The sequence below is a fragment of the Nocardia bhagyanarayanae genome, assembly GCF_006716565.1.
Lineage (GTDB): Bacteria > Actinomycetota > Actinomycetes > Mycobacteriales > Mycobacteriaceae > Nocardia > Nocardia bhagyanarayanae.
On the sequence record NZ_VFPG01000001.1, the window covers coordinates 326,444 to 352,448 of the forward strand.

At 69.5% G+C, this 26,005-nt stretch carries 26 protein-coding genes; 8 read left to right on the forward strand and 18 right to left on the reverse strand.

The genetic code is table 11. From position 1 onward, the window contains the following. The first annotated feature begins 95 nt into the window (after positions 1-95). On the forward strand, positions 96-1,562 hold the full coding sequence (gene eccD, locus FB390_RS01380; protein ID WP_141807321.1) for a type VII secretion integral membrane protein EccD: 1,467 nt from the start codon (positions 96-98) through the stop codon (positions 1,560-1,562). Continuing rightward, positions 1,559-2,968: a type VII secretion-associated serine protease mycosin gene (mycP, locus tag FB390_RS01385; protein WP_246123802.1), complete on the forward strand. Its 1,410-nt coding sequence runs from the start codon at positions 1,559-1,561 to the stop codon at positions 2,966-2,968. The genes eccD and mycP overlap by 4 nt, the downstream gene beginning before the upstream one ends. Before the next feature lie 42 nt (positions 2,969-3,010). Here mycP and FB390_RS01390 read toward each other — a convergent pair whose 3' ends face one another. Beyond that, a complete protein-coding gene (locus FB390_RS01390) occupies positions 3,011-4,660 on the reverse strand; it encodes an enoyl-CoA hydratase-related protein (RefSeq protein WP_185756911.1) in 1,650 nt (549 codons plus the stop codon). Positions 4,661-5,017: 357 nt separating this feature from the next. Between FB390_RS01390 and FB390_RS01395 the strand changes: the two genes are divergently transcribed. Next, positions 5,018-5,785 (forward strand): potassium channel family protein, encoded by a 768-nt coding sequence (locus tag FB390_RS01395; RefSeq protein ID WP_141807323.1) that lies wholly within the window; start codon positions 5,018-5,020, stop codon positions 5,783-5,785. Positions 5,786-5,797: 12 nt separating this feature from the next. Here the strand turns inward: FB390_RS01395 and eccB are convergent, their stop codons facing one another. Then, positions 5,798-7,279 carry a type VII secretion protein EccB gene (eccB, locus tag FB390_RS01400; RefSeq protein ID WP_141807324.1) on the reverse strand — a complete coding sequence of 494 codons (1,482 nt, stop codon included), beginning with the start codon at positions 7,277-7,279 and terminating at the stop codon, positions 5,798-5,800. 113 nt (positions 7,280-7,392) lie between these two features. On the opposite strand from eccB, the gene eccE reads away from it, so the two are divergent. Further along, on the forward strand, positions 7,393-9,036 hold the full coding sequence (gene eccE / locus FB390_RS01405) for a type VII secretion protein EccE (protein ID WP_141807325.1): 1,644 nt from the start codon (positions 7,393-7,395) through the stop codon (positions 9,034-9,036). Positions 9,037-9,043: 7 nt separating this feature from the next. Here the strand turns inward: eccE and FB390_RS01410 are convergent, their stop codons facing one another. Beyond that, a complete protein-coding gene (locus FB390_RS01410; RefSeq protein WP_141807326.1) occupies positions 9,044-9,604 on the reverse strand; it encodes an NADPH-dependent FMN reductase in 561 nt (186 codons plus the stop codon). Positions 9,605-9,958: 354 nt separating this feature from the next. Between FB390_RS01410 and FB390_RS01415 the strand changes: the two genes are divergently transcribed. Then, positions 9,959-10,801 (forward strand): NAD(P)H-binding protein, encoded by an 843-nt coding sequence (locus FB390_RS01415; RefSeq protein WP_141807327.1) that lies wholly within the window; start codon positions 9,959-9,961, stop codon positions 10,799-10,801. Between the two features lie 276 nt (positions 10,802-11,077). Here the strand turns inward: FB390_RS01415 and FB390_RS01420 are convergent, their stop codons facing one another. Both FB390_RS01420 and FB390_RS01425 read right to left on the reverse strand, forming a co-directional pair. Next, the gene (locus tag FB390_RS01420; RefSeq protein ID WP_141807328.1) at positions 11,078-12,109 is read right to left on the reverse strand and encodes an NAD-dependent epimerase/dehydratase family protein; all 1,032 of its coding nucleotides are present in this window, start codon (positions 12,107-12,109) and stop codon (positions 11,078-11,080) included. A 73-nt stretch (positions 12,110-12,182) separates the two neighbouring features. Continuing rightward, entirely contained in the window at positions 12,183-12,992 is an 810-nt protein-coding gene (locus FB390_RS01425) for an S-methyl-5'-thioadenosine phosphorylase (protein ID WP_141807329.1), read from the reverse strand. Between the two features lie 129 nt (positions 12,993-13,121). On the opposite strand from FB390_RS01425, the gene FB390_RS01430 reads away from it, so the two are divergent. Then, positions 13,122-14,063 carry an EamA family transporter gene (locus FB390_RS01430; protein WP_185756912.1) on the forward strand — a complete coding sequence of 314 codons (942 nt, stop codon included), beginning with the start codon at positions 13,122-13,124 and terminating at the stop codon, positions 14,061-14,063. Between the two features lie 71 nt (positions 14,064-14,134). Next, positions 14,135-14,470, forward strand: a complete 336-nt coding sequence (locus FB390_RS01435; protein WP_141807331.1) for a metal-sensitive transcriptional regulator — start codon at positions 14,135-14,137, stop codon at positions 14,468-14,470. A gap of 7 nt (positions 14,471-14,477) precedes the next feature. Here the strand turns inward: FB390_RS01435 and FB390_RS01440 are convergent, their stop codons facing one another. The 5 genes from FB390_RS01440 to FB390_RS01460 all read right to left on the reverse strand — a co-directional run bounded on the left by FB390_RS01440 (position 14,478) and on the right by FB390_RS01460 (position 19,882). Beyond that, entirely contained in the window at positions 14,478-15,395 is a 918-nt protein-coding gene (locus tag FB390_RS01440; RefSeq protein WP_141807332.1) for a TAXI family TRAP transporter solute-binding subunit, read from the reverse strand. Beyond that, the gene (locus tag FB390_RS01445; protein WP_141807333.1) at positions 15,392-16,825 is read right to left on the reverse strand and encodes a sensor histidine kinase; all 1,434 of its coding nucleotides are present in this window, start codon (positions 16,823-16,825) and stop codon (positions 15,392-15,394) included. Before FB390_RS01445 ends, FB390_RS01440 begins: the two co-directional genes overlap by 4 nt. A 19-nt stretch (positions 16,826-16,844) precedes the next feature. Then, the gene (locus FB390_RS01450; protein WP_141811475.1) at positions 16,845-17,504 is read right to left on the reverse strand and encodes a response regulator transcription factor; all 660 of its coding nucleotides are present in this window, start codon (positions 17,502-17,504) and stop codon (positions 16,845-16,847) included. A gap of 46 nt (positions 17,505-17,550) precedes the next feature. Beyond that, positions 17,551-18,921: an MFS transporter gene (locus FB390_RS01455; protein ID WP_141807334.1), complete on the reverse strand. Its 1,371-nt coding sequence runs from the start codon at positions 18,919-18,921 to the stop codon at positions 17,551-17,553. A gap of 133 nt (positions 18,922-19,054) precedes the next feature. After that, entirely contained in the window at positions 19,055-19,882 is an 828-nt protein-coding gene (locus FB390_RS01460; RefSeq protein WP_141807335.1) for an LLM class F420-dependent oxidoreductase, read from the reverse strand. Positions 19,883-20,179: 297 nt separating this feature from the next. Between FB390_RS01460 and FB390_RS01465 the strand changes: the two genes are divergently transcribed. Beyond that, the gene (locus tag FB390_RS01465) at positions 20,180-20,623 is read left to right on the forward strand and encodes an Hsp20/alpha crystallin family protein (protein WP_141811476.1); all 444 of its coding nucleotides are present in this window, start codon (positions 20,180-20,182) and stop codon (positions 20,621-20,623) included. A gap of 48 nt (positions 20,624-20,671) precedes the next feature. Here FB390_RS01465 and truA read toward each other — a convergent pair whose 3' ends face one another. The 8 genes from truA to infA form a co-directional block, all read right to left on the reverse strand. Next, positions 20,672-21,484, reverse strand: coding sequence for a tRNA pseudouridine(38-40) synthase TruA (truA, locus tag FB390_RS01470; RefSeq protein ID WP_185757192.1), 813 nt, complete (start codon positions 21,482-21,484; stop codon positions 20,672-20,674). 273 nt (positions 21,485-21,757) lie between these two features. Further along, a complete protein-coding gene (rplQ, locus tag FB390_RS01475; protein WP_141807336.1) occupies positions 21,758-22,288 on the reverse strand; it encodes a 50S ribosomal protein L17 in 531 nt (176 codons plus the stop codon). Between the two features lie 49 nt (positions 22,289-22,337). Beyond that, on the reverse strand, positions 22,338-23,396 hold the full coding sequence (locus FB390_RS01480; RefSeq protein WP_067785162.1) for a DNA-directed RNA polymerase subunit alpha: 1,059 nt from the start codon (positions 23,394-23,396) through the stop codon (positions 22,338-22,340). Between the two features lie 107 nt (positions 23,397-23,503). Further along, on the reverse strand, positions 23,504-24,109 hold the full coding sequence (gene rpsD / locus FB390_RS01485; protein ID WP_141807337.1) for a 30S ribosomal protein S4: 606 nt from the start codon (positions 24,107-24,109) through the stop codon (positions 23,504-23,506). Between the two features lie 22 nt (positions 24,110-24,131). After that, complete coding sequence (gene rpsK / locus FB390_RS01490; RefSeq protein ID WP_011207365.1) at positions 24,132-24,545, reverse strand: 30S ribosomal protein S11; 414 nt, start codon at positions 24,543-24,545, stop codon at positions 24,132-24,134. A 9-nt stretch (positions 24,546-24,554) separates the two neighbouring features. Beyond that, positions 24,555-24,926: a 30S ribosomal protein S13 gene (gene rpsM / locus FB390_RS01495; RefSeq protein WP_039795645.1), complete on the reverse strand. Its 372-nt coding sequence runs from the start codon at positions 24,924-24,926 to the stop codon at positions 24,555-24,557. A gap of 205 nt (positions 24,927-25,131) precedes the next feature. After that, entirely contained in the window at positions 25,132-25,245 is a 114-nt protein-coding gene (gene rpmJ, locus FB390_RS01500) for a 50S ribosomal protein L36 (protein ID WP_011207363.1), read from the reverse strand. 316 nt (positions 25,246-25,561) lie between these two features. Next, positions 25,562-25,783 carry a translation initiation factor IF-1 gene (infA, locus tag FB390_RS01505; RefSeq protein ID WP_003418601.1) on the reverse strand — a complete coding sequence of 74 codons (222 nt, stop codon included), beginning with the start codon at positions 25,781-25,783 and terminating at the stop codon, positions 25,562-25,564. Positions 25,784-26,005: the final 222 nt, after the last annotated feature.

Genomic DNA, 26,005 nt, shown 5'->3' on the forward strand with positions numbered 1-26,005 from the left:
CTGCATTCTGCTGCCCCGACGCCAGGGTCGCAAGCTCGCCCCCCAGCGCGACGGGTCAGCGGAAAATCGAGGTAGAACACCAGGTTGGGGGAAGTTTGACGCACGCGCGACTTGACCACATCGACGAAGACTCCTCGCGCGGTATCGTCCGTGCGCCGGACCTGGCTCGGGTCACGATCCTGGCGAAGCACACCCAGGTGGACATGGCGATCCCGGTCGACGTGCCGGTCGCGCTGGTGATCCCGAGCGTCGTCGACATGGTCGCTCAGCACAGCCGCACCAACGATTTCGACAACGAAGGCGAGCGTTTCGAGCCCGCCGAGTGGGTGCTGGCCAGAATCGGTCATCCGCCGTTCTCCAACTCGCTCAGCCTCGGCGAGCACGGCGTGCGCGACGGCGAACTCCTCATGTTGGAAAGCGCCTCGCACACCGCGCCCACACCGCTCTTCGACGACATCATGTACAACGTCGCGATCGCGGACACCGACCACTACCGCAGCTGGACGCCGAAGACCGCGCGGCTCACCGGCTCCATTCTGGCCGCGATCACGATGATCGTCGGTTGCCTCGGCCTGTTGCTCGCGCCGGAGGAGCTACCGGAGTGGGTCAGCGGTTCGATCGCGCTGGCCGTGGCCATTCTGCTCGTCGTCGCGGGCATGGTGCTGAGCCGGATGTACGGCGACACCGCGACCGCGCTGGTTCTGGGCGGCTGCGCCCTGCCGCCCGCGCTCGCGGCCGGGATGCTCTATGTACCGGATCATTACGGCTGGGCGCACATCCTGCTCGGATCGGTGTTGCTGGGGGCCACCGCGATCCTGGCGTGGCGCGTCACCGGCGTTGGTCTCGCGCTGTTCATCGGCGCGGCCGCGCTCGCGGTGTACGCGGTGCCCGCCGCTCTGGTCGGGCTGCTCACCGATCAGCCGCTGAAGGCGATCGGCGCGGTGGCCGCGGCGCTCGGCCTCGCGGGTCTCTCACTGTCGCCGCGGATCTCGATGCTGCTGGCCAAACTGCCGCTGCCGCCGGTGCCTTCGCCGGGCACGCCGATCGACCCGACCGAGGACGACCCCGACGATCACCGCGCGCTGCCGACCATGGAGGCGCTGCGGGTGAAGTCGGAACGGGCCCGCATGTACCTCGCCGGTCTGGTCTCGGCGACCACGCTGGTCACCGTCGCGGGCGCGCTCGCCGCCACCGATCCGGAGTCCGACGACCCGTACTGGCAGGGCATCGCGCTCGCGCTGGTCTGCGCGGCGGTGCTGATGTTCCGCAGCCGCACCTACGCGGGCGCCGAGCAGGCGGTCGTGCTGATCGCCGGTGGCGCGTCGATCGTGCTGATCATGTTGGTGGGGGCGAGTTTCGCGATGGATATGCCGCTCGCCGTCTTCGGCGCGGCGATGCTGATCCTGGTGGCCGCGCTGATCCTGGGCATCATCGTCCCGAACCAGTCGGCGACGCCGCCGATGCGCCGGGGCGTGGAGCTGCTGGAGTACGCGTTCGTCGCGGCGGTGCTGCCGCTCGTGTTCTGGGTGGCCTCGCTCTACTCTCTCGTCCGCGGGCTGTGAACGCGCACTTGCGCGTTGCCGCCGTCGCGGTGACGCTCGGGCTTTCGGCATCGTTCGGCGTCGGCTCCGGACACGGTGTCGCGCAGGCCGATCGGCCGCCCGCGGTGAATCCGGCGCTGCGGCCCGCGGGCGATCCCGCCGCGCCGCCCGAGAAGACCGAACGCCCGCCCAACTCGAACTGCGCCGACATCGTGACCGGCGGCGACGGGCCGACCATCCCCGCGGCGCAACGCGCGCTCGATCTCGAGAGCGCTTGGCAGTTCTCGAAGGGCGCGGGTCAAGTCGTCGCGGTCATCGACACCGGAGTCGCGCGGCATCCGCGGCTGCCCGGCCTGGAGGCGGGCGGCGATTTCGTCGCCGCGGGTGGTGACGGGACCGAGGACTGCGACGGCCACGGCACTTTCGTCGCCGGGCTGATCGCCGCCTCGCAGGTCGAGGGCCAAGGCTTCGCCGGTGTCGCTCCCGAGGCGCGCATCATCTCCATCCGCCAGACCAGCAAGATGTATCAGCGCGAAGGCGCTTCCCGGAACAAGGGACCCGACGACCTGCCCGACGGCTACGGCACCCTCGCCACCATGGCGTCGGCGATCGTGCGCGCGGTGGACATGGGCGCGACGGTCATCAACATCTCCGAGGTTTGGTGCGGCTCGTCCAACGACGTCGACGGCGCGATCGGCGCGGCGTTGCAGTACGCGCTCGACAGCAACGTCGTCGTGGTCGCCGCGGCGGGCAACAACGACACCGAGCAGTGCAAGCCGGTGAACAAGGTGATCGACCCGCTCGACCCGACGTCCGATCCGTGGAGCAATGTCACGGTCAACGTCAGCCCGGCGCGCTGGGACGACTACGCCCTCTCGGTCGGCTCGATCGACCAGAACGGCGCCCCGTCCAAGTTCACCGTGCCCGGCCCCTGGCTGAGCGTGGCCGCGACCGGCGAGAACATGGTCTCGCTCAACCCGCGCGGCGACGGCACCGCGATCGGCGCGGTCGATCAGCGCGGACAGCAGAACCCGATCAGCGGCACCAGCTTCGCCACGCCGCTGGTCTCCGGCGTCGTCGCGCTGGTGCGGGCCCGGTTCCCGGAAATGAGTGCGCGCGAGGTCATTCGGCGCATCCAGGCCACCGCGCACGCGCCCGCCGAGGGCTGGAACCAGTACGTCGGCTACGGCGCGGTCGACCCGATCGCCGCGCTGACCAACGCGGTGCCCGACAAGCTGCCGCCGAAGCGGCCGACACCGCCGCGCAGCGAGCAGCTCGCCGTGCCCGCACCGCCGCCGCCACCGGACAACACCGCGCGCAACGTCGCGCTGATCGGCACCGGCATCATCGCGACCGCGTTGATCCTGGGCTACCTCGCGTCGTTCCCGATCCGCCGCCGCTTCGGCGTCACCTCGGACGACATGTGACGCCGACCGCCTCGGGCGCGCGAATGCCCGAGGCGGTCGGCGCTATGCGGTTCGGGCGGCGCGAATTCGCTTGTCGAGGAAGGCCCGTCGTCGCGTGTGGAAGTCCACGCCGTTGAGGTCGGTGCGCATACAGGCCAGTTCCCGGCGCTCGTGGGCATCGATCAGCGCGCACTCGCCGTCGTCCGCGAGGCGGGTTCGTTTCGCCGCCATGATTCGCGTCCACGCCGACGGTTCCGCGTAGGAGCGGGCGAGGTCGTCGAGCCAGTCGTCGAAACCGCGGCCGATATGGCCGATTTCGTCCAACAGTCCCAGGCTCAGCGCGGTGGCGGTGTCGATCGGTTGTGCGTCGTTCAGCAGTCGTTCGGCGGCATCGGACCCGACGCGCCGAGGCAGGGTGAGGGTGTGGAATTCCGAGCCGCTCAGGCCCAACGACTTGTAATGCGCATTTATCGTGGCGCTTTCGCGCGCGACGACGACATCGGCCGCGAGGGCGAGCATCACGCCGCCCGCGCCGGCGTTGCCGGTGATCGCCGCGACGGTGAGTTGGTCCGCGCACAGCAGTAGCGCACGGCAGACGGAGTTCATCGCGCGGATGTTCGCCCAGCCCTCCGCGGCGGCGTCGGCGGCGAATTCGATGGCGCCCAAATGGATTCCGGTCGAGAAGAACGGACCGACGCCGCCGCGAAGCACCAGGACCTTGGTGTCCCGTGCGGCGGCGAACTCGATCGCGGCGGCCAGGCGGTGGCACTGTCCGGTGGTCAGCGCGCCGTTGTACGGGTCGATGGTGATCACACCGACCGGGCCGTCGGCGCGGTAGTGGATATCGCCGGGGAGCGCCGGGTCCGTCGTGACCGGAATGGTCGCGGGCCGGATGCCGGTTCGGGCGAGCACGCCGAGCGCGGGCCCTTTGCATTTCGACTCGGCCGCGCCCGCGGCACGGAGGTGCCCGACCCAGATTGTGCCCGAGCCGCAGGCGATTTCGATCGCGTGGTCGCGGCGGCCGACCATCGTCCCCGGCTCGGCGTCTATCGGACCGCGCCGTCCCGGCTTGGCGTCGTAGAGGTAGACGGGCCGGTCCGCGAGAACGGACAGCACGCCGGGTGCGCCGTCCGCGGCACGGACGCGGTGCGCGATCGCCTCGGCGTCGTCCGACCAGTCGAACGCGCGGTCGGCCTGGCGCATGGCCGAACGGCTTCGCGCGTGCGGAAACGCTCGAGGCACCTCCGCCTGATCGAACGGAACGAAATCGGTGTCGAGCGCGCGGCTCACCGCCGCGAGGACGCACTCGATCGCGGCGTCGGCGACCACGGTGCCGTACAGGGTGCTCTTGCGGCAGCGCGTGTCGAACGGGAAGGTGCGCCAAGCCCACACCGGGCCCGCGTCCAGATCCTCGACGGCGGAAAGCACGGCGACACCCCAGTACGGCTCGCGGTCGGTGATGGCCCAGTCCAGTGACGACGGTCCCCGGTCGCCGATCGGGCCCGGGTGGACGACCACCACCGGGACGGCGCCCGCGCAGATCCGGCGCGGGATGCGGCGGGTCAGGTAGGTGCAGACGATCATGTCGGCGCCCGAGGCGGCGGCGAGATCCATGTCGGATTCCGTCTCCACGACCGCGGTGCGCACGAGATATCCGCGGTGCCGCAGGGCGAGGGCCGCGCGCACGGTCAGTCCGTTCTCGGCGCTGCACATCAACAGAATCTGTCGGCGCATCCTGTCGGCCCTTCGGCTGGCGAGAGCGGTTCGGGCGCACCCGTCGCCTTCGTTCCGGCCGGGCCGGATCACGCGGGCGGCGCCAGTGCGGCGGCAACGCTGCGCTCGTTCCCCGGACCCGCCTTGATCTGCGACAACCTGGCTCTGGGCGATGGAGCGGTGACCGGGCGCGAGCACCATCAGGCGACCAAGTGTAGTTCGCGGCCGCCAGCCCGGGCGAAGTTCGGCTCGTCGCGTTGCCGTAGCCGTGCCGCCCGAGCCGGGTCGACCTGTAGCCTCAGCCGCAATCGACGGGCGACTCGCCGCCCCGCACCGCAGAGCAACAGGTAGTACCCGATGACCGACCAGACCTCGATCGTGACCCGCAGGCAGACGTGGGAGCGCGCGACCAACGTTCCGATGATGGCGTTGGCGGTGACGTTCCTCGGCGTGTACGCGTGGCATGTGCTCGACACCGGGGCTTCGCCGCGGCTGGATTCCTGGCTGACCGGCGTCGACATCCTGATCTGGACGCTGTTCGCCGCGGACTTCGCGGTGCGGCTGTGGCTGTCGACCGACCGGTGGCGGTTCCTGCGGCGACATCCGCTGGAGCTGCTGATCGTGGTGCTGCCGCCGTTCCGGCCGCTGCGGCTGTTGCGGGCGGCGCTGCTGCTGTTGGACACGTTGAACCGCAGCACCGTCACGCGGGCCCGGCTCTCGGTGTTCGTCGGCGCCAGCTCGGCGCTGATCCTGCTGCTGTGCAGCCTGGCCTTCTTCGACGCCGAGTACGGCGCACCCGATAGCAAGATCACCGATTTCGGTGACGCGCTGTGGTGGTCGGCGGTCTCGGTGACCACCGTCGGCTACGGCGACGTCTATCCGGTGACCACCGAGGGTCGCTTGATCTCCTTGGTCCTGATGACCTTCGGCATCGGGCTGATCAGTTTCGCGATCGGCACCACGACCAGCTGGGTGATCGATCAATTGAAGGCGGTGGAGGTCAGCGCCGAGCGCACCGATCGGGAGATCTCCGTCCTGCTCGACGAAGTCCGCGCGCTGCGAAGCGAAGTCGCCTCGCTGCGCGAAGGCACCGCGCCGAGCGAAGCCGACGCCGAGCGGCGCTGACCTGCCTCCCGACTACTTCTGTTGATTGCCGACCGGCTTCGAAGCCGGTGACGGATCGGGCGCGACACCGTCGTGCGCGACCATCGCCTCTTCGCGCCCGAGCGTGGGGCCGTTCGCGAGCAGACCGACGATGGGCCACGGTGCGGGCTCGGGCTTCACCCCGGCCTCGGCGTCCAGACCGAGCGCCTTCTGCGCGTCGGCGTTCTTGACGCCGTAGCGCACGCCCGTGTCGGCGACGTAGAAGAGGGAATCCTTACGCCTGCTGTCGGGTTCGATGCCGGTGGTCTGCACGAACGCGCCGGTGCCCGGCGGGACGTACACCGAGTCCGCGTTCGGCCCCGTGCCGTCGGCCTGCGCCAGTGGCACCGCCTTGGCCTTGTCGGGCATCGGCAGCGCGACACCGGTGATCACCGACAGCTCGGCCTGCATACCGCCGTCCTTGGCGGCCGGGTTCGGCTTCCAGGACAAGCAGCTGATGGGCTGATCCTTGGCATCGACGATCGTGGGCACAATCGTCGGATAGGTGTCGACGGCGAGCACGGTGGCGATGTTCGCGCTGGTCTTGTCGGTCGGATCGATCCAGGAAGCACCCGGCGTCGACCGGTACGTGGCGCGGATGATTTCCGCGGTCACCTCCGAGACCGCCTGCAGACCTTCGTGCAGCACCACGTAATTCTGGTCGGGATCGGAGGACACCTGCACCACATCGCCGACCCGCCGGTCGCCGACCTGATAGCTCACGCGCGCACCGGGATCGTTGATCTTCGGCGGAACGATCTGCGGCACTTCGGGAATCGCGTTGAGCAGCCCCTCGCTGACCGGTCGCGGTGTCGCGCCGGTGATGCCGAGCGCGTCGGTCACCCTGCGGTCGTTCATGTCAACGCGGGCGCGCGTCTTGTTGTAGACCAGATACGCCTGCTCCTTCACCTTCACGAGCAGCGCGCGGTCGGCGGGCAGCACCGAGGCCTTGTCGCCCAGTTCCAGGTCGCCGGCGAGCACGGTGGTGGTGAAATCCTTGGAGCCGTCGACCTTCATGACGTCGCAGACCGTCCAGGTCCGGCCCTTGCCGTCCTTGTCGTAGCGCAAAGCCGCTGGCGCGCCGGGGATTCCGATCAGCTGGCCGCGCGGCTTCTTGCCGAGCTCGGACTCCTTGACGATGACGGCCTTGCCCGATTCACCGGACGCGAGGCGCGCCGAGGCCAGGTTCAGCGCCGGATGCACGACACCGTCGATCTGCACGTAGACGCCGCCGGACTCCTTGCCGATCAGCAGCACGTTCTGGCCGATCTTGTCCTGCGGGCGGAGCAGCGCGAGGATGCCGCAACCGGCGAGTACCACGCAGGCCAGGACCAGACCTGCCGCGAAGGCGCGGGATTGGGAGCGCATCGGATCGTGCAGCATTCGCACATCCCGGCGCACGAGCGCGTGCTCCATCCGGCGGACCAGGAAGCGGTAACCGCTCACCTGCCAGCGCGTGGTGGGTTTTGAAGGCATGGTTCCTCCCCCGAACAGTGCTCACGTTCGCGGAACACAGTACAGTTCCCTGGGACTCTTGTTCAGCTCGGCCGGTTGGAAACGGTCGATACCGGGTATTTTGGGGGACGCTGATGGCCGAAGCCACAGGGGCGGGACCACGTCCGCTGCTTGGTCGCATCTCACTGCCGAATCTGTTGATCGCACAGGTGATCGGCATGGTCGCCGGAGTGATCGCGTTGGTGGCCGGTCTCGGCGGGTGGCCGGCGCTCGGCATCGCCGTCGTGGTCGGGCTGCTTCCGCTGATCCCGATCGCCAAACGCACCGTGCTGGACTGGATCGCGACCTGGTGGCGCTATATCACCCACCGCGACTACGAGATCGGCGACACCGTCGACTTCCGCGGTCCCGACGACCGTTCGCTCGGCCTGTACTGGGACGGCACCAGGGTGGTGACGGTCGTCGAGGTGCTGCCGCCGAAGGGCGGACTGACCCGCATCTCCAGCAGCACCGTGCACGCCTCGCACCTGCTGCCGCTTCCCGAACTCGCCGCCTGTCTGAACCAGCACGACATCCTGCTCAGCGGCATCGACATCATCAGCCACGGACACCGCAGTCGCGCGGGCACACCGGCGGGCAAGATCTACGAATCACTGCTCGGCCCGCTGCCCGCCACCGCGCACCGCGCCGTGTGGCTGGCGATCAGCTTCGACGCCATCGCCTGCCCGGAAGCGGCGGCGCGGCGCGGCGGTGGTAGCGAGGGCGCCTCGCGCGCGGTGACCATTGCGACGCAACGCATCATGCGCGCGCTGGAGGACGCCGACTGCAGCGCCCGCATCCTGACCGCGCCCGAGATCCGCAAGGCGGTCCTGCAGATCACCGCGGGCTTCGATCCGCGCACCCTGACCCATCGCTGGCGCTACGCCGAGATCGGCAACGCCGTCAACATCGGTAGTGCGGTCGACCCGAAGCAACTCGGCTCGGATCTGCTCGCGCAGCTGTGGGTCGCGCCGTCGCGGGGCACCACCGTCACCGTGCGGCTGCGCCCCGGCAGCTCCGCCGAATCGGTGAGCATCGGCGCGGCTTGGCGGCTGACCGCGCGCGAACTGCCCGAGCGCGGCAAGCTCACGGGCATGGTGTCGATGAACGGGCGTCACCGTGACAGCCTGCTCGCGCACCTGCCGCTCGCCGTGCCCGGCCTCGACGACACCGTGCCGATGACCGAGTACCCGATCGATGTGATCGGCGCGCTGCACCTGCCGTCGTCCGGCTGCGGTCAGCTCATCGGTTCGGACGAGAACAATCAGGGTGTGGCCGTTCGCATCATCGGCACCGGCATCTCGACGGTGTACCTGGCGGGCGAGCTCTACCTGGCGCAGCAGTTGGTGTTCCGCGCGCTGGCCGTCGGCGAGCGCATCCTGATCCGCACGGACCGCGCGCACGCGTGGGAGAACCTGGTGCAGACCATCGGCAACCCGGAGCGCCTCACCATCGCCGTCGAAACCCACCAGTCCGACGCGGGTTTCACCGCGACCGTGGTGGACGGGGTGCTCGCGCCCGCGCCGCACGCAGGCGTCACGACGATCTACGTCACCGGCGACCCGATGGGCTGGCCCGCGACCAGGCCGGACCTGTCCATCCATCAGCCCGGCGCGATCGGCAACCGCGTGGTGCTTCGCACCGGAACCGCGCAGGTGGATCTCACCCTGGTGTCGATCCCGCGCGAGGCCACCTACATCGGACATCCGCGCGGACGACGGCCCGTCGCCGCCCAGTGATCGGGCCTCAGCCGGGGTAGGGGTCGGCCGCCCGCGCATCCCGCAAATGCCGTGCCCACCAGTGCAATTGGCGTAGCATCCGTTCGCTCGCGTCGATGGCCGCGCCGTCGGTCGGCGTGCCCGTCGCGTCGAACTGCCGCTTGGCCTGGTGGATGCTGACGGTTTCGCGGATCGAGACCATGTGGATCTCGGCGACCACCTGCCGGAGCTGTTCCACCGCGCGCAGGCCGCCGGAGAGTCCGCCGTACGAGACGAACCCGATGGGTTTGGCGCGCCACTCGCGCTTGGCGGTGTCGAACGCGGTCTTGAGCGACGCCGGGTAGCCGTGGTTGTACTCGGAGGTGATCGCGACGAACGCGTCCGCGGCCGCCAGCCGGTCCCGGTACGCCTGGGCTTCCGGGGTGTCGGTGAGATCCGTCGGCAGCGGTGTGTCGATGAGATCGATGACGCCCGTGTCGAATTCGGGTCTGGCCCGGACGACGCGCAGGAACCAGTCGGCGACCACCGGAGCGAACCGCTCCGGGCGCACGCTTGCCACGATGATCTCGAGCCGTACCGGGGTGTCCACCGGGCGAGCGTAATGGACGCGGCCGCCGACAGTGGCGCACCACCACCGGTCTCAGTCGGCCGACAGACCACACATGGCCGCAGCGGTAGCGGAGGCACGCCTCATCGAGACCGCCGCCCCCTTTCGTCGATTGCCGCGCACGTCTCGCAGCGCAGGCGGAGCAGGCCCAGTGCACCACCGGCTAAGAATTGCGCGAGGCACGTCGCGGCACCGTCGAAACGCGCACGGGGCGGAGCGGAAAGCCACACCCACGGCCAGGGCGCGCTGCGCGATCTGCACGTAGATTGGATAGGCGCGTTCCCGAAACATGTTCGGGAACGCGATGTTTCGCAGCGCGGAGCCGAAGGAGACGGTATGTACGTGGTGACCGGAGCGACCGGGAACATCGGCGCGGAACTCGTGCGCGCGCTCGCCGAGGACGGACAGCGGGTGCGCGCGGTCGTTCGTGATCCGGCGCGGGCGTCGCTGCCGGACGGCGTGGAGGCGGTCACCGGCGACCTGAACCGACCCGAGACCCTGGCCGAGGCGCTGGACGGCGCGCAGGGCATGTACTTGATGCCGGGCTATGAGAACCTCGACGAGCTGCTCGCGCTGGCGGGCAAGGCCGGGCTGGCGCGGGTGGTGCTGCTCTCCGGCGGGTCGGCGGCGCTGGCGGATCTCGGCAACGCGGTGTCCCGGTACATGACGCTGTCCGAACAGGCCGTGCGCGAATCCGGTTTGCCGTGGACCTTCCTGCGGCCGCGCTCGTTCATGTCCAACGCGCTGCGCTGGCTGCCGCAGCTCGCCGCGGGTGACGTGGTGCGCGCCCAGTTCTCCGGGGTGCGGGTCGCGGCCGTCGACCCCGCCGACATCGCCGCGGTGGCGGCGCGGGCGCTGACCGGCGGCGACCTCGACGGCCGGATTCTCGATCTCACCGGCCCGGCCGCGCTGCTGCCCGCCGAGCAGGTCGCGATACTCGCCGAGGTCCTCGACCGGCCGCTCGTGTGCCGCGAACTCACCGACGACGAGACCCGCGCCGAACTCGCGGCGACCATGCCCCGCGCCTACGCCGAGGCGTTCACCAGCTTCTTCATCGACGGCACGCTGGACGAATCCGAGGTCCACCCGACCGTGCGCGAGGTGACCGGCCGCGCACCGCGCACCTTCCGCCAGTGGGCCGAGGCGCATGCCGACGCTTTCCGAACCGAGTCCGCCTGACCTGTTCCGCACGCGGAGCCCGGCCCGGCTGCCGCACCGCTGAGAGACTGGGCTTCGGGCAACCCACAGCCGCAAGCATCAGCCTCGCGACCGTCCACCGCCGCAGCGGCCTCGGCCGCACTCCGTGGCGAATGAGCCACTGCGCCTTGCACCCGTCAGCCCGCGGCAGCGACCTCGACCGCACCCTGCGGAGCTGAGCAAGACCGCCGCGAGCGTCGATCCGCGGAGCGCGCGCGCCGGTGCGTCTTGTGCGTCAGGCGAGGCGGGTGGCGGACGTCAGCCTGCGGCGGCGACTTCCGCTGTACCCCGGGCGAATTCGGCGAGCCCGTCGGCAGGGAGCACCCGCGCGGTGAAATCCAATGCGCGACGAGCACGTTCGGGATCGGCGACGAAATGGCGCACGTCGCCGATCCGGTACTGGCCGGTCACGATCGGCGACGGTCCGCCGCGGGCCTTGGCCATGATGGAGGCCACCTCCCACAGCGTGATCGGGTGTCCGGAGGCGATGTTGAGCGGAACGAAGCCTGGCAGCTGGCGCTCCACCGCGGCGCGGGTCGCGGCGGCGGCATCGCGGACGTGCACGAAATCCCGCACCTGGCCGCCGTCCTCGAACACCCGCGGCGCCTGGCCCGCGAGCAGATCCGCTCGGAACCGGGTGGCCATACCCGAGCGGGCGCCGTCGCCGTACACGTTGTGATAGCGCAGCGCGGTCACCGACGCCCCGGTGCTCAGCGCCCAGGCCAGCGCGTACTGCTCCTGAGCCGCTTTGCTCGCGGCGTAGAAGCCGCGCGGCCGCAGCGGCGCGTCCTCCCCGACCGGCTCCCAGGTGAGCACCTCGCCGGTGCGCGGCGCGCGGTGGTCGAACATGCCGCGGTCGAGATCGGCGCGCGAGCGCAGGCCGGGGAAGAACGGCCCGCCGCGCACGCTGCGGTAGCGACCTTCGCCGTACACGGTGATGGACGAGGCGAGCACCAGCCGACGGACCCCGGCCTGACTCATGGCCGCGAGCAGGACCGCGGTGCCGTGGTCGTTGTGCGTGGCGAACGCGGCGATGCCGGATTCCGATTCCGTGCTCGGCGCGGTGACGGCCGCGAGATGACAGACCACCTCGATGCCGCGCAACAGCGGCGCGAGCGCGTCGGCGTCCCGGACGTCCACCTCGGCGACGCCCTCGGGCGGCGCGGCGTCGGGCCCGTGCACGTCGGCGAGCATCAGGTCGAGCGCGATCACCTCGTGCCCGGCGGCCGTGAGCGCGCCACGCACGTGTGATCCGAGGAATCCGGCGGCCCCGGTGAGCAGTACCTTCATCGCAGCCACACCCCGCCGCCCACAGCCGATACCCGGCCGGTGGCGGCACGAACGTCGCACCGTCGCATGCGGTTTACGGTAGTTCGAAAGGCAGCGCCACGCCGGTATGGACACGGCACCGATCGCAAGTGTCGGTTCCGTCGACCGCCGCGACCGAGGCGCGGATGAGTTCTTTGAAGGGGGCCAGGTTGCGCTTGAACTCGGCGAAGACGTCGACCGCGTGCACGCCGTCGCCCTCCTCCAGGCCCGCGTCCAGATCGGTCACCAAAGCGACTGCGGCGTAGCACATCTCCAGCTCGCGAGCGAGCACGGCCTCCGGGTGACCGGTCATGTTCACCAGGTCCCAGCCCTGCCCGGCGAACCAGCGGCTCTCGGCGCGGGTCGAGAAGCGCGGACCCTGGACCACGACCATGGTGCCGCCCGCCTTCAGCGGCAGCGCCTCGACCTCGGACTTCACCACGGCGCCGCGCAGTTCCTCGCAGTACGGGTCGGCGAAGGAGACGTGCACGCCGCCGCCGTCGAAGTAGGTCTGCGGACGACCGGAGGTCCGGTCGACCAGCTGGTCCGGCACCGCGACGGTGCCCGGTCCCCAGTCGGCGCGCAGGCTGCCCACCGCGCACGGCGCGAGGATCCGCCGCACGCCCAGCGAGCGCAGCGCCCACATGTTGGCCTGGTAGGGCAGCGTGTGCGGCGCGTATTCGTGCTGCTTGCCGTGCCGGGGCACGAAGGCCACCGGCCGTCCCTCGACCTCGCCCACCGCGATCGGCGCGCTCGGCTTGCCGTACGGGGTGTCGACCTCGACCTGGGTGGCGTCGTTGTCGAAGAAATCGTAGAAACCACTGCCGCCGATGACGGCGAGGGCGGGCCGGGGAAGCGAACTCATGGGCCCGATTCTTCCGTCCGCCCGCGCTTCCCGCGCAACCGGTACCGCCCGACGAAGCGATGCGTGACGGAGACCACTCGCCGGCATCGGCAATGATGGGACGACTCATCGGTCCAGTTGGAGGTATTCGTGTCGCGCGCGGGCGTGTGGTTGACCGTGGCGAGCGGCCTGGCGTTCGCCAGTTCCGGACCGCTGGCGAAATCGGTGCTCGCCGCCGACTGGTCGCCCGGCGCGGTGCTCGCCGTGCGGCTGACCGGCGCATCGGTGATCATGCTCGTGCTGGCCGGGTTCGCCGACCCCGACGGGCTGTGTGGCAGCGTGCGCCGGCTGCGGACCATCGGCGCGTACGGCGTGATCGCGGTGGCGGGCGTACAGGCGACGTTCTTCCTTTCGCTGGAATACCTGCAGGTCGGGGTGTCGCTGATGATTCAGTTCCTGGCTCCGATCGTGGTCATCGGCTGGGACTGGGCGGTGCGCGGGCGAAGGCCGTCGGACGCCACCCTGCTCGGCGCGGTCGTCGCGCTCGTGGGGGCCGCGCTGGTGATCGACGTCTTCGACGCGGGCGGACTGAGCCTGCCCGGCCTGGGCTGGGCGGCGCTGTCCATGCTGTGCAACGCGGCGTTCTTCCTGCTCTCCGCGCGCACGTCGGACAGCCTGCGCCCGGTGGTCCTGCTCGGCGCCGGACTCACCGTGGCCGCGCTGACCAGCTGGACGCTCGGCGCGCTCACCGTGCTGCCGATCCACTTCGGCGGCGCGACCGCGAACATGGCCGAGCGTCATCTTCCCGTCTGGCTGGCACTCGCCCTGCTGATCCTGATCAGCACCGTGGTGGCCTACCTCTGCGGTGTGGCGGGCGCGGCGCGCATCGGCGCGACGCTGATGTCGCTGATCCTGCTGAGCGAGGTGCTGTTCGCCGTCGCGCTCTCCTGGCTGCTGCTCGGCGAGGCGGTCGCGCCGATCCAGGCGCTCGGCGCGCTGCTCGTAATAGGCGGAATCGCGCTGGCCAGGTACGGTGCCGATCAGCGAGCGGCGCGGCGCGAAGAACCCGCGCCCAGCCGCGCGCGCACCTGACAACACGCCGGAACGGATGTACCCTAGGGGGGTATTAAATCGGACTTCCGGCAGGCAGCGAGGAGACAGCGGTGACCACCCCGGACGCGAGCACCACCAAGGAACAGCCGGGCCACGACCACTCGGCACACGGCTACATCACCGCCAAGGACGACTACCTCAAGCGCCTGCGCCGCATCGAGGGTCAGGCCCGCGGGTTGCAGCGGATGGTCGAAGAGGAGAAGTACTGCATCGACATCCTCACCCAGGTCTCGGCGATGACGAAGGCACTGCAGGCCGTGGCGATGGGTCTGCTGGAGGACCACATCAGCCACTGCGTGGTGGACGCCGCGGTGGCGGGCGGCCCCGAGGCCGACGCCAAGATCAAGGAGGCCACCGACGCGATCGCGCGGCTGGTGCGCTCCTGATCGACGTTCACCCGTGGCGCCGCCGGTAGGCCGCGGCCGCGCCGGGGTGCAGCGGAATGGGGCCGGTGCCGATCAACGAACGCGCGTCCAGGAACTGGGTGCCCGCGGCCTCGGCCGGGACCAGCGCGTCCGGGTGCCCGGCCAGCAGATCGACGATCGCGGCGGCGGCCTCGTCCGGCAACGTGGGCGCGGCGAGCAGCAGGTTCGCCACGCCGATGGTGGTGATCGCGGAGCCGCCGGGATAGGCGTCGCGCGGGATCTCGACGCGGTCGTAGATGTGCCCGTACCGCTGGCGCAGCGGCGCGGCCAGATCACCGAGATCCACCAGGCGCATCCGCAGCGGCACCTCCAGCGCCGCGGTCGGGACGCCGCCCGCCCACAGCAGCGCGTCGACGGCGCCGGAGCGCACGGCCGCCGCGGCGTCGCGTAGCGGGCGGTGCTCCACGATGACGTCGGTCGCGGGATCCAGCCCTGCCGCGAGCAGTATCCGCTCCCCCGTCAGCGCGGCGCCGGAACCCTCGGCGCCGAGATTCACGCGCAGGCCGCGCAATTCGACCACCTGGCGGACGGTGCTGTCGGCCCGCACGGCCAGCTGGAAGTAGTTCTCGTAGACCCGGCCGAGGGCGAGCACGCCGCCCGGCGCGTTCCTGCTCGAATCCGCCAGCGCGAGACCGGCCTGCGCGTCTCCCCTGGCCAGCATGGCGAGGTTGTCCTGGGAGCCGGAGGTGGTGACCGGCTCGATCCGTACCGTTCCGATCCGCGCGGCCGCGGCAGCCAGCAGGCGCGCGAACGCGTGATAGAAGCCACCCACCTCACCGGAAGCCAACCGGACCACCGGCTCGTCCCCGCTTCCGCAGCCCGCGACACCCGCGACTCCGAGCGCCGCGAGCGCCAGGAACTTGCGGCGGTCGAGCCGCCCCGTCACGACGCCACCGCCGCGGGCAGCCGGACCGCGACCGCGAGTCCGTGCGGTGACGCCTCGCTGACCGACAGCGCGCCGCCGCGCGCCTGGGCGAGGGCCGCGGCGATCGGCAGACCCAGGCCGGAACCGCCTGGCTGCGCGGCGGAACCGCGAAAGAACCGCGTGGTGAGCTTGTGGATCTCGTCGGCGGGCACGCCACGGCCGTCGTCGCGGACCGTCACCGTGATCCAGTCCGGCTCGATACCCACCGACACGACGGTGTGCGCGCCGCTGCCCGCGTAGCGATTCGAATTGCTCAGCGGCACATCGAGAATCTGCGCGAGCACATCCGCCGAGACGGCGACCTCGGCGGGTCCTCCCGGCTGCTCGGCGCGCAGCGACTGCCCCGACGCGGCGAACGCCGAATGCCAGGCGTCGATCCGATCGGCCACGACTTGTCCTGCGTCGCAACGATGTTCCTCGGCGCCCGCCGCGGTGGCGAACCCCTCCGGCGTCTCCGCGACGGCCAGCGTCAGCAGCCCGTCGAGCAGCGTGGTGAGCCGGTCCACCTCCGCGCTCGCGCCGCGGAACGTGTCGGCGGCGCTCTCCGGTATCGCGTACTCGAGCGAGTCCAGCCGAATGGTGAGCGCGGCCAAGGGATTGCGCATCGCGTGCGCGGTATCGGCGACCAGTTGCCGTTGCGCCTCCGTGGAGTCGGCGACCGCCAGCGCCATGGCGTCGAAAGATTCCGCGACGGCGCGCATTTCGGGCGGTCCGCCGTAGTGCCTCGCGATCGACGCGGGCGGCGCGTCTTCGGAAGTCTCCGGCGCGGACCGCGCTTTCGGCAGCGTCGCGGTCAATTCGGCGACGGCGCGAGACAGTGCCGCGAGCGGCCGCAGCACCCAGCGGCTCAGCGTCAGCGCGAGCATCGTGAACAGCACCATGGCCACGGCGCCGCCCAAACCGATGATCAGCCAGGCGCGGGTGATGTCGCGGCGCGCCTGCGCGGTGGACGCCTCGATGACGACGGCCCCGTTGACCTGCACGCCGGTCCCGACCGGCCGCGCTACGAGCATCACCGAATCGCTCCACGGCATCAGCCGGTCGATCGGATGCGGTCGCTGATTGCGCCGCGCGTCGGCGACCGCCGCGACCACGGCCGGATCGATGATGTCCACGCCCGCGTTGACCGCGGTCGCGCCGCGCGCGTCGACCACGAGCACGTTCTCGCCGTACAACTCGTGATACCGCGCGACCTCCTCGGCCAGCGCGGCGTCGTTCTCCTCCACCGCGACGGCGTCGGCGAGGGTGGCGAACCGATCCGCGTCACCGGAACGGCCGAGCACCAACTCCTGGGTCCGGCTGGTGGCGTAGGTCAACGACAACGGCACAGCGAACGCCAGGACCGCGATCGCCGCGAACACCGTCAGCGCGGCAAGCAGTCTGCGCCGCATGGCCTTCCGTCCTCCACGCTCACTGTCCCCACCGGTACCCGTAGCCGCGGATCGTGGTGATCAGCCCCGGCCGGTTCAGTTTGGCGCGCAGACCGGTCATGTGCACGTCCAGCGAACGCGACACCGCGACGAACGCGTCGCCCCAGATCCGGTCCATCAGCTGCTGGCGGCTCACCGCCGCGCCCGGTCGTTCCACCAGCACCTCGACCAGCTCGAATTCCTTCTGCGTCAACGCGACCGGCGCACCGCCGACCTCGACGACCCTGGCCGCGAGATCGACGCGCACGTCACCGGTGACCACCTCGGTGCGCTCGGACTGCGCCACCGCGGCGGCTCGGCGCAGCACCGTCTCCAGCCGCGCCATCAGCTCCGCGATCCGCGGCGGCTTCACCAGGTAATCGTCGGCGCCGCCGCGCAATCCGCGCACGATGGAGCGTTCGTCGCTGCGGGCGGTGAGGATCAGCACGGGCACCGTGCTCACCTCGCGCAGTTGCCGAAGCACCTGCAGACCGTCGCCGTCGGGCAGTCCGAGGTCGAGGATGACGGCGTCGTAGCGGCGGTGATCGAGCAGCAGCTCGCTGCCGCGCCGCTTGCGCTCGGCGGAGTAACCGCGGGCATTGAGCGCCTCGACGAGCGCGTCACCCACACCGTCGTCATCTTCGACCACCGCAAGCCGCACGCGCCGATCCTGCCACATGGGCGGGATCGGCGCGGAGACGAGCCGCTCAGCCACGCACGGCGGCCATGGGTCGGTCGTCATCGGAATCGACGCTCGCCGCGGCGCGCGCCTTCTCGTCGGCGTCGATAGTGGACTCGGCCGAGGTCTCCCGCATGAACCAGTAGGTGATCAGCGAGATCGCGATACAGCCGGCCACGTAGTAGAAGTACACCGACTCCGCGCCCGCCTTCTTCAGCGCCAGAGCGATCATCTCCGCGGTGCCGCCGAAGATGGCGACGGTCAGCGCGTAGGGCAGGCCGACGCCGAGCGCGCGGATCTTGGTCGGGAACAGCTCGGCCTTCACGATGGCGTTGATCGAGGTGTAGCCGGTGATGATGACCAGCGCCAGCATCATCAGGCCGAACGCGGCGAACGGGTTGGACGTGTGCGCGAGCAGGGTCATGATCGGCACGGTCAGCAGCGCGCCGCTCACACCGAAGAAGATCAGCAGCTTGCGGCGGCCGATCTTGTCGGACAATCCGCCGGCCAGCGGCTGCAACACCACGAACACCAGCAGCGCGACGAAGTTGATCCAAGCCACCGTGCCCTTGGAGATACCGGAGGTGTTGATCATGAACTTCTGCATGTAGGTGGTGTAGGTGTAGAACGCCACCGTGCCGCCGAGGGTCAGGCCGACCACGAGCAGGCACTCCCTCGGGTACTGCAGCAGCACCTTCAGCGAACCGCGCGAGGACCCGGTCGCCTCCTTCGCACCCGAGGCCTCGGCCTCGAACGACGCCGACTCGTCCATCCCGCGCCGCAGCACCATCACGACGAGGGCGCCACACGCACCGATCGCGAACGGGATTCGCCAACCCCAGGAATGCATCTGGGCCGAGGTGAGCACCTGCAGCAGCACGATCTGCACGCCGAGGGCGGTGAGCTGACCAGCGACGAGCGTCACGTACTGGAAGCTCGAGTAGAACCCGCGCCGACCGGCGGACGCGACCTCGGAAAGGTAGGTCGCGCTGGTGGCGTACTCACCGCCGACCGAGAGGCCCTGCAGCAGTCGCGCGAGCAGCAGCAGCACCGGCGCGGCGATGCCGATGGTCTGGTAGCCCGGAGTGAGCGCGATGAGCAGCGAACCGGCCGCCATCACCGTCACCGACAGGGTCAGCGCGGCGCGCCTGCCGAACCGGTCCGCGTAGCGGCCGAGCGCCCAGCCGCCGAGCGGGCGCATCAGGAACCCGACCGCGAACACCGCCGCGGTGGACAGCAGCTGCGCGGTCGAATCCCCTTCGGGGAAGAATGTTTTCGCGAAGTAGACGCTGAACGCCGCGTAGACGTACCAGTCGTACCACTCCACCAGGTTGCCGATCGATCCGCGCAGCACGTTCGCGACAACGCGGCGCTCGCTCGTGGGCTGTGTCGTAGTCACCCGAATCTCCTCCTTCAACGCATCTTCGCGTCAGCTGGAAGAGAGTGTGTCGGCAGTCACAAGCGGTTCGGAAGCGTGCGGCGGGTTTCCTAACTATCCCTTAGTACGATCCCCCGCCGCACGCTCGCGCAGGTCAGGCCCGCAACAAGGGGGCGAGCGCCCGCAGCGATTCGAGGTAGCTGGGGCCCAGCGCCTGCAGGGCGACGTGGTCGGCGCCCGCGTCGAGATGGGCGACGAGCTGCTCGGCCACCCGCTCCGCGGAGCCGTGCACCGTGAGCTGATCGATCAGCCGGTCGCTGCCCGGGGTCGCGACATCCGCGTCGTCGAAGCCGAGCCTGCGGAGGTTGGCGACGTAGTTGCCCAGCCCGAGGTACATCGGCACCATCGTGCGACCGACCTCGCGCGCCCGCTCCGGGTCTTCCTCGACGACGAGCTTCTGCTCTACGGCGAGCAGCGTGCCTTCGCCGAGAATCGCCCGGGCGCGGCGCGAATGCTCGGGGGTAACCAGATACGGAAGGGCGCCCGCGGTCCTGTCGCGTGCGAGCTCCAGCACGCGCGGACCCAAGGCGGCGAGAGCCAGCCGCTGCTTCGGCACTCCGGCCGCGTCCAGCTCGTCGAGGTACTCGACCAACGCCTCGTAAGGCTTGCGATACGGGTCGTTGAATTCCGGGTGCCCGACGCCGACGCCGAGCAGGAATCGGCCGGGGTAGCTTTCCTCGATGCGGTGGTACGACTCCGCGACCGTCTTCGCCGGAGCCGACCAGACGTTCACGATGCTGGTGGCGACCGTGAGCGTTTCCGTCGCGGCGAGCAGCGATTCCACCACGGGCAACTCGGCGGGCGGAGATCCGCCGAGCCACACCGTCCCGTAGCCGAGCTGCTCCAGCTCGCTCGCGTCGTCCGGAGTCACCCCCTGGTAGCCGCGCCATACACCGAAACGTCCGAGAGCGTCGATTGTCATGTGGGAGAGGAACAGTTGTTGTTGCCGTTCCTATTCCACACGGCGGTCGACCCCTCGAAAACACAGCGTGCGGCCGCTTCGAGCGGAGCGCCCGGCCGCCTCCGACGCCGCGGCCGACTGCTTCTGCCGCAACCTTCCGACTGTCCCGACGCGGCGGTCCGGCTGCGCGGAAGGCATCGAAACACGTCGCCGAAAGTATTAGCACTCCAGCCGTGAGAGTGCTAACTTTGAGGGTGCACAGCTTCCGGCGCCCGCCGCCGTGGTGGCGCCGACGTTATCGAAATGGAGGTGATTGCTGTGCTGCGGTTCGATCCATTCCATGACATCGACACCGTTGCTCGCCAGTTGCTCGGCGAGAACGTCGGGTCGTCACGCGCGCCGCGCTTCATGCCGATGGATCTGTTCAGAGCGGGCGACCACTACGTCCTCAACGCCGATCTGCCCGGCGTGGACCCCGGCTCGGTCGATGTGAGCGTCGACAACGGCACCCTCACCCTGCGCGCCCAGCGCAGCGTGCCGAGCGAGGAAGGCGTCCAGTGGATCGCCTCCGAGCGCTTCGCGGGCACCTACATGCGCCAGCTCTCCCTCGGCGACAACGTCGACACCGACAAGATCAGCGCGACCTACAACAACGGTGTCCTCTCGGTGACCATCCCGATCGCCGAACGGGCCAAGCCGCGCCGCATCGAGATCTCCGGGCACGCGCAGCCGAAGACCATCGAGGCGGGCAGCGGCAGCTGAGCCATTCCGGTACCGCGGTTCGCTGAAGCCTGCCGCGGTACCGGTCCCCTATCCCTCTCCGCCGCAGCAGCCTCTGTTCGGCACGGTGCGCATCTCCCTGGTCTCGGCATTGCGCGCGGCCAAGTCCGCGTCGGCCGGGTAGTCGACCGCGACCAGGCTCAGGCCGTGGGCGGGCGCGACGGTCACCGCGCTGGAACGCTCGGTCTCGTTCAGGAGTCCGGCGACCCACTCCGGCGTGCGCCTGCCCTCGCCGACGGCGAGCACCGCGCCGACCAGGCTGCGCACCATGGACCAGCAGAACGCGTCCGCGCTGACGTACGCGGTGAGCAGGTCTCCCTCGCGCTCCCAGTCGAAGCGCTGCAGTTCGCGGACCGTGGTCGCGCCCTCCCTGCGACGGCAGAACGCCGCGAAATCGTGCAGCCCCAACAGGTTTCCGGATGCCGCCCGCATGGCCGCCAGATCCACGCCTGGACGGCACGGCACGACGCCGCGGGCGGACAGCGGCTCGGCGCCGTAGGGCGCGGTGGTGAGCCGGTACACGTAGTGGCGGCGAATCGCCGAGAAGCGCGCGTCGAATTCCGGCGGCGCGAGCCGAGCGGCCTTGATGCGCACGTCTTTCGGGAGGAAGCGCGCCATGCGGTGCACGAGCTTGTCGCCGTCGAACTCGGCGGTGGTGTCGAAGTGCGCGACCTGCCCCTCGGCGTGCACCCCGGCGTCCGTGCGACCCGCGACGGTCAGCTGGATCGGTTCGCGGAAGACCTTGCTCAGCGACTCCTCCAGCACGCCCTGCACGGTGCGCAGTCCCGGCTGGCGGGCCCAGCCGATGAAATCCGTTCCGTCGTAGGAGATGTCGAGGCGCACCCGGACGGCGGCCGGGGCCTCGGTAGCCGCTGCGGGCTCCGGCTGCGAGCTCACCGTTCCCATCGAATCCTCCACTGTCACAACGACTCCTCGTCGAGCCGACCCAAGGTGACCTCGACCGCGCCCGACACGGTCAAGGTCACCTCGAGTCGGGTTGACTCGCGAACCAGCCCCGCGCTGTCCCGACGGGCGGTGGGCAGGTTCGGCCGATCTACGCGAATGAGCCCGCCACCCACAAGGGCGGCGGGCTCATTCGAGAAAACCCGACCCAGGTCAGGCGTCCTTCTTGTCCTCGGCGGACTCGTCGGCCTTCTCCTCGGCGGCGGGAGCCTCGGCGGTCTCGGCGACGGCCTCGTCGGCCTTCTCCTCGACAGCCTCGGGAGCGGCCTCCTCGGCCTTCTTCGAAGCGGCCACGCGACGGGCACGATCGGCCTCGTTGGTCACGGTCTTCTCCCGGACCAGCTCGATGATCGCCATCGGCGCGTTGTCACCCTTACGCGGCAGCGTCTTGGTGATGCGGGTGTAGCCACCCTCGCGACCCTCGAACGACGGCCCGATCTCCGCGAAGAGCGAGTGCACGACGTCCTTGTTGCGGATCACCTTCAGCACCTCGCGACGGTCGGCGAGGGTGCCGCCCTTCGCCTTGGTGATGAGCTTCTCCGCGTAGGGGCGCACGGCCTTGGCCTTGGCCTCGGTGGTGGTGATCCGGCCGTGCTCGAAGAGCGCCGTGGCCAGATTGGCGAAGATCGCCTTCTGGTGCGACGCCGACCCGCCGAAGCGGGCACCCTTCTTGGGCTTAGGCATTGTTGATTCTCCTTGTATGCGGCCGGGCCGGGGCGCCTACCCCAGCGGCCTAGAGCTGTTCGGTCTCGGCGTAGTCCTGCTCGCCGCCATCGGTGTCACTGAACGTGCCGCTGTCGCTCCACGTGCCGGTGCTCGCGTCGTAACCCACCACGGAGGACGGGTCGAACGACGCCGGGCTGTCCTTCAGCGAGAGGCCGAGCGCGTGCAGCTTGACCTTCACCTCGTCGATGGACTTCTGGCCGAAGTTGCGGATGTCCAGCAGATCCGACTCGGTGCGGGCGACCAGCTCGCCCACCGTGTGCACACCCTCGCGCTTGAGGCAGTTGTAGGACCGGACGGTGAGGTCCAGGTCCTCGATCGGCAGACCGAACGAGGCGATGTGATCCGCCTCGGCCGGCGAGGGGCCGATCTCGATGCCTTCGGCTTCGACGTTCAGCTCGCGAGCCAGGCCGAACAGCTCGACCAGGGTCTTGCCCGCCGAGGCGAGCGCGTCCCGCGCGCTGATGGAGTTCTTGGTCTCCACGTCCAGGATGAGCCGGTCGAAGTCGGTGCGCTGCTCGACACGGGTGGCCTCGACCTTGTAGGTCACCTTGAGCACCGGGGAGTAGATCGAATCCACCGGGATCCGGCCGATTTCCGCACCGGACGCCTTGTTCTGCACAGCGGGGACGTAACCGCGACCGCGCTCGACGACGAGCTCGATCTCGAGCTTGCCCTTGTCGTTCAGGGTGGCGATGTGCATGTCCGGGTTGTGCACGACGACGCCGGCGGGCGGCACGATGTCACCGGCGGTGACGGTGCCGGGGCCCTGCTTGCGCACGTACATCGTCACCGGCTCGTCCTCCTCCGAGGACACGACCAGACCCTTGAGGTTCAGGATGATGTCGGTGACATCTTCCTTCACGCCGGGAACGGTGGTGAACTCGTGCAGAACGCCGTCGATGCGGATGCTCGTGACCGCGGCCCCCGGGATCGAGGACAGCAGGGTACGCCGCAGCGAGTTGCCGAGGGTGTAACCGAAGCCCGGCTCGAGGGGTTCGATGGTGAACTTCGAGCGGTTCTCGGCGACGACCTCTTCGGTCAGGGTCGGACGCTGGGAAATCAGCATGAGGATCATCCTCCTTTTAGGGCGCCCGCTATTTGACGCCTCGTTTTAAGGGGTTGTGCTGGACCGTCCGGCGAACCGGACGCCCCAGCACCAGCGGCATTCGCTGATTACTTCGAGTAGTACTCGACGATCAGCTGTTCCTGCAGCGGCACATCGATCTGGGCGCGCTCCGGCTCCTGGTGGACCAGGATCCGCAGACGGCCCGGGATCACCTGCAGCCAGCCCGGAACCGGGCGATCGCCGAGGGTCTCCCGCGCGACCTGGAAAGGCAGGGTCGGCAGCGACTTGTCCTTGACATCGATGATGTCGTACTGGCTCACCTTGTAGCTGGGCACGTCGACCTTGACGCCGTTGACCAGGAAGTGGCCGTGGCTGACCAGCTGGCGGGCCTGGCGGCGGGTGCGCGCCAGACCGGCGCGGTACACGACGTTGTCCAGCCGCAGCTCCAGGAGACGGAGCAGGTTGTCACCGGTCTTGCCCTTGAGGCGGTTGGCCTCTTCGTAGTACCGGCGGAACTGCTTCTCCATGACGCCGTAGGAGAAGCGAGCCTTCTGCTTCTCCTGCAGCTGGAGCAGGTATTCGCTCTCCTTGATACGCGCGCGGCCGTGCTGGCCGGGCGGGTAGGGGCGACGCTCGAACGCCTGATCGCCGCCGACGAGGTCGACGCGCAGACGACGCGACTTGCGGGTGATGGGTCCGGTGTAACGGGCCATTTCGTTCTACCTTCCTTTCCCGCTAGACGCGACGCCGCTTGGGCGGACGGCAGCCGTTGTGCGGCTGCGGGGTGACATCGGAGATCGTGCCCACCTCGAGGCCGGCGGCCTGCAGCGAGCGGATCGCGGTCTCACGGCCCGAACCGGGGCCCTTGACGAACACGTCGACCTTCTTGACGCCGTGCTCCTGCGCCTTGCGCGCCGCGTTCTCGGCGGCGAGCTGCGCGGCGAACGGGGTCGACTTACGCGAACCCTTGAAGCCGACGTGACCCGACGACGCCCAGGAGATGACGTTGCCGTTCGGGTCGGTGATGGACACGATCGTGTTGTTGAACGTGCTCTTGATGTGCGCGTTGCCGTGCGGGACGTTCTTCTTGTCCCTGCGGCGCGACTTCTGGGTCTTCTTGGGGCCGGAGGCCCTGCTCTTAGGAGGCATCCGTATCCCTTACTTCTTCTTGCCTGCGACGGTGCGCTTCGGGCCCTTGCGGGTGCGCGCGTTGGTCTTGGTCCGCTGGCCACGCACGGGCAGGCCACGACGGTGGCGCAGGCCCTGGTAGCAGCCGATCTCGATCTTGCGGCGGATGTCGGCCTGCACCTCACGGCGCAGGTCACCCTCGACCTTGAACTCCGAGGCCTCGATGTAGTCGCGGAGCTTGGTCAGGTCGTCGTCGCTGAGGTCCTTCGAACGCAGGTCCGGGCTGACGCCGGTGGCCTCGAGGATCTCCTTGGAGCGGGTACGGCCGATGCCGAAAATGTAGGTCAGCGCGATCTCCATGCGCTTTTCGCGCGGGAGGTCGACGCCCATGAGACGTGCCATGTGGCAGTTTCCTTAATCGTTGCGGAGGTCTGCTCCCTGTCCGTTCCCCCGTCTTGGTTGGGGCACCGGCCTCCGTACCGGTGGTTGGCTCGCACGCCCCGTTCCCTCTCGCGAGAGCCCGAATTTCCACAGCGTGCGGCTGGAGCTGGGAGTTCTTCTGTGTGCCAATCCGAACTGCGTTCGGTGCTTGGCGGTGAGACTTCGATCAGCCCTGGCGCTGCTTGTGGCGCAGGTTGTCGCAGATCACCATGACCCGGCCGTGGCGGCGGATCACCTTGCACTTCTCGCAGATCTTCTTGACGCTCGGCTGAACCTTCACGTCCGTCCAATCTCGTTGCGGTCCACACGGGTGTGAACACAGTTTTTCCCCAGCCTGGCGACTGGGGAAGTCTTATTGTCCCCGTCCTCGCGGACGGCGGTCTAGCGGCCCCTCGGGGAGACACGGCCCCTGGTGGCGAGCGTCGCTCGAGGCTCGGCCCAACCGCCTGTCCGGTGGTTGAATCCGGACTCGACCACCCGCCTGGGGGTCCGGGGGCGAAGCCCGCCGGGCGGGGCGTGGGGGTTGCACCCCCACAAAACACCAAGTGAATCGACCTGGGCGAGCGCATTTCGCGAGCATGGCTCGCCTGCTCGATTCACTTGTAGCGGTAAACGATTCGCCCGCGGGACAGGTCGTAGGGCGAAAGCTCGACGACCACCCGGTCCTCGGGAAGGATGCGAATGTAGTGCTGCCGCATCTTTCCGCTGATGTGCGCGAGAACCTTGTGCCCGTTCTCGAGCTCGATCCGGAACATCGCATTGGGCAGCGGCTCGACAACTCGACCCTCGACCTCGATGGCCCCGTCTTTCTTCGCCATGTCCTCCGCGATCCCGGTTCGCTGGTCGGCATTGCCGATCGAACCTGGTGTGATTGCCTGGTGTCTGCTTGTATGTACCGGTCGGCGTAACCGGACCGGCGGCATGCAAACAGGCGGCGCATAGGTGCACCGCCGCTCCAGCTTACCGGGAGGCATCCGATCCGGCAAAAACACCTCGCCGTGAAGTCCCCGGCGTGGCCGCTCCCTGCCCCGCGTCGAGCG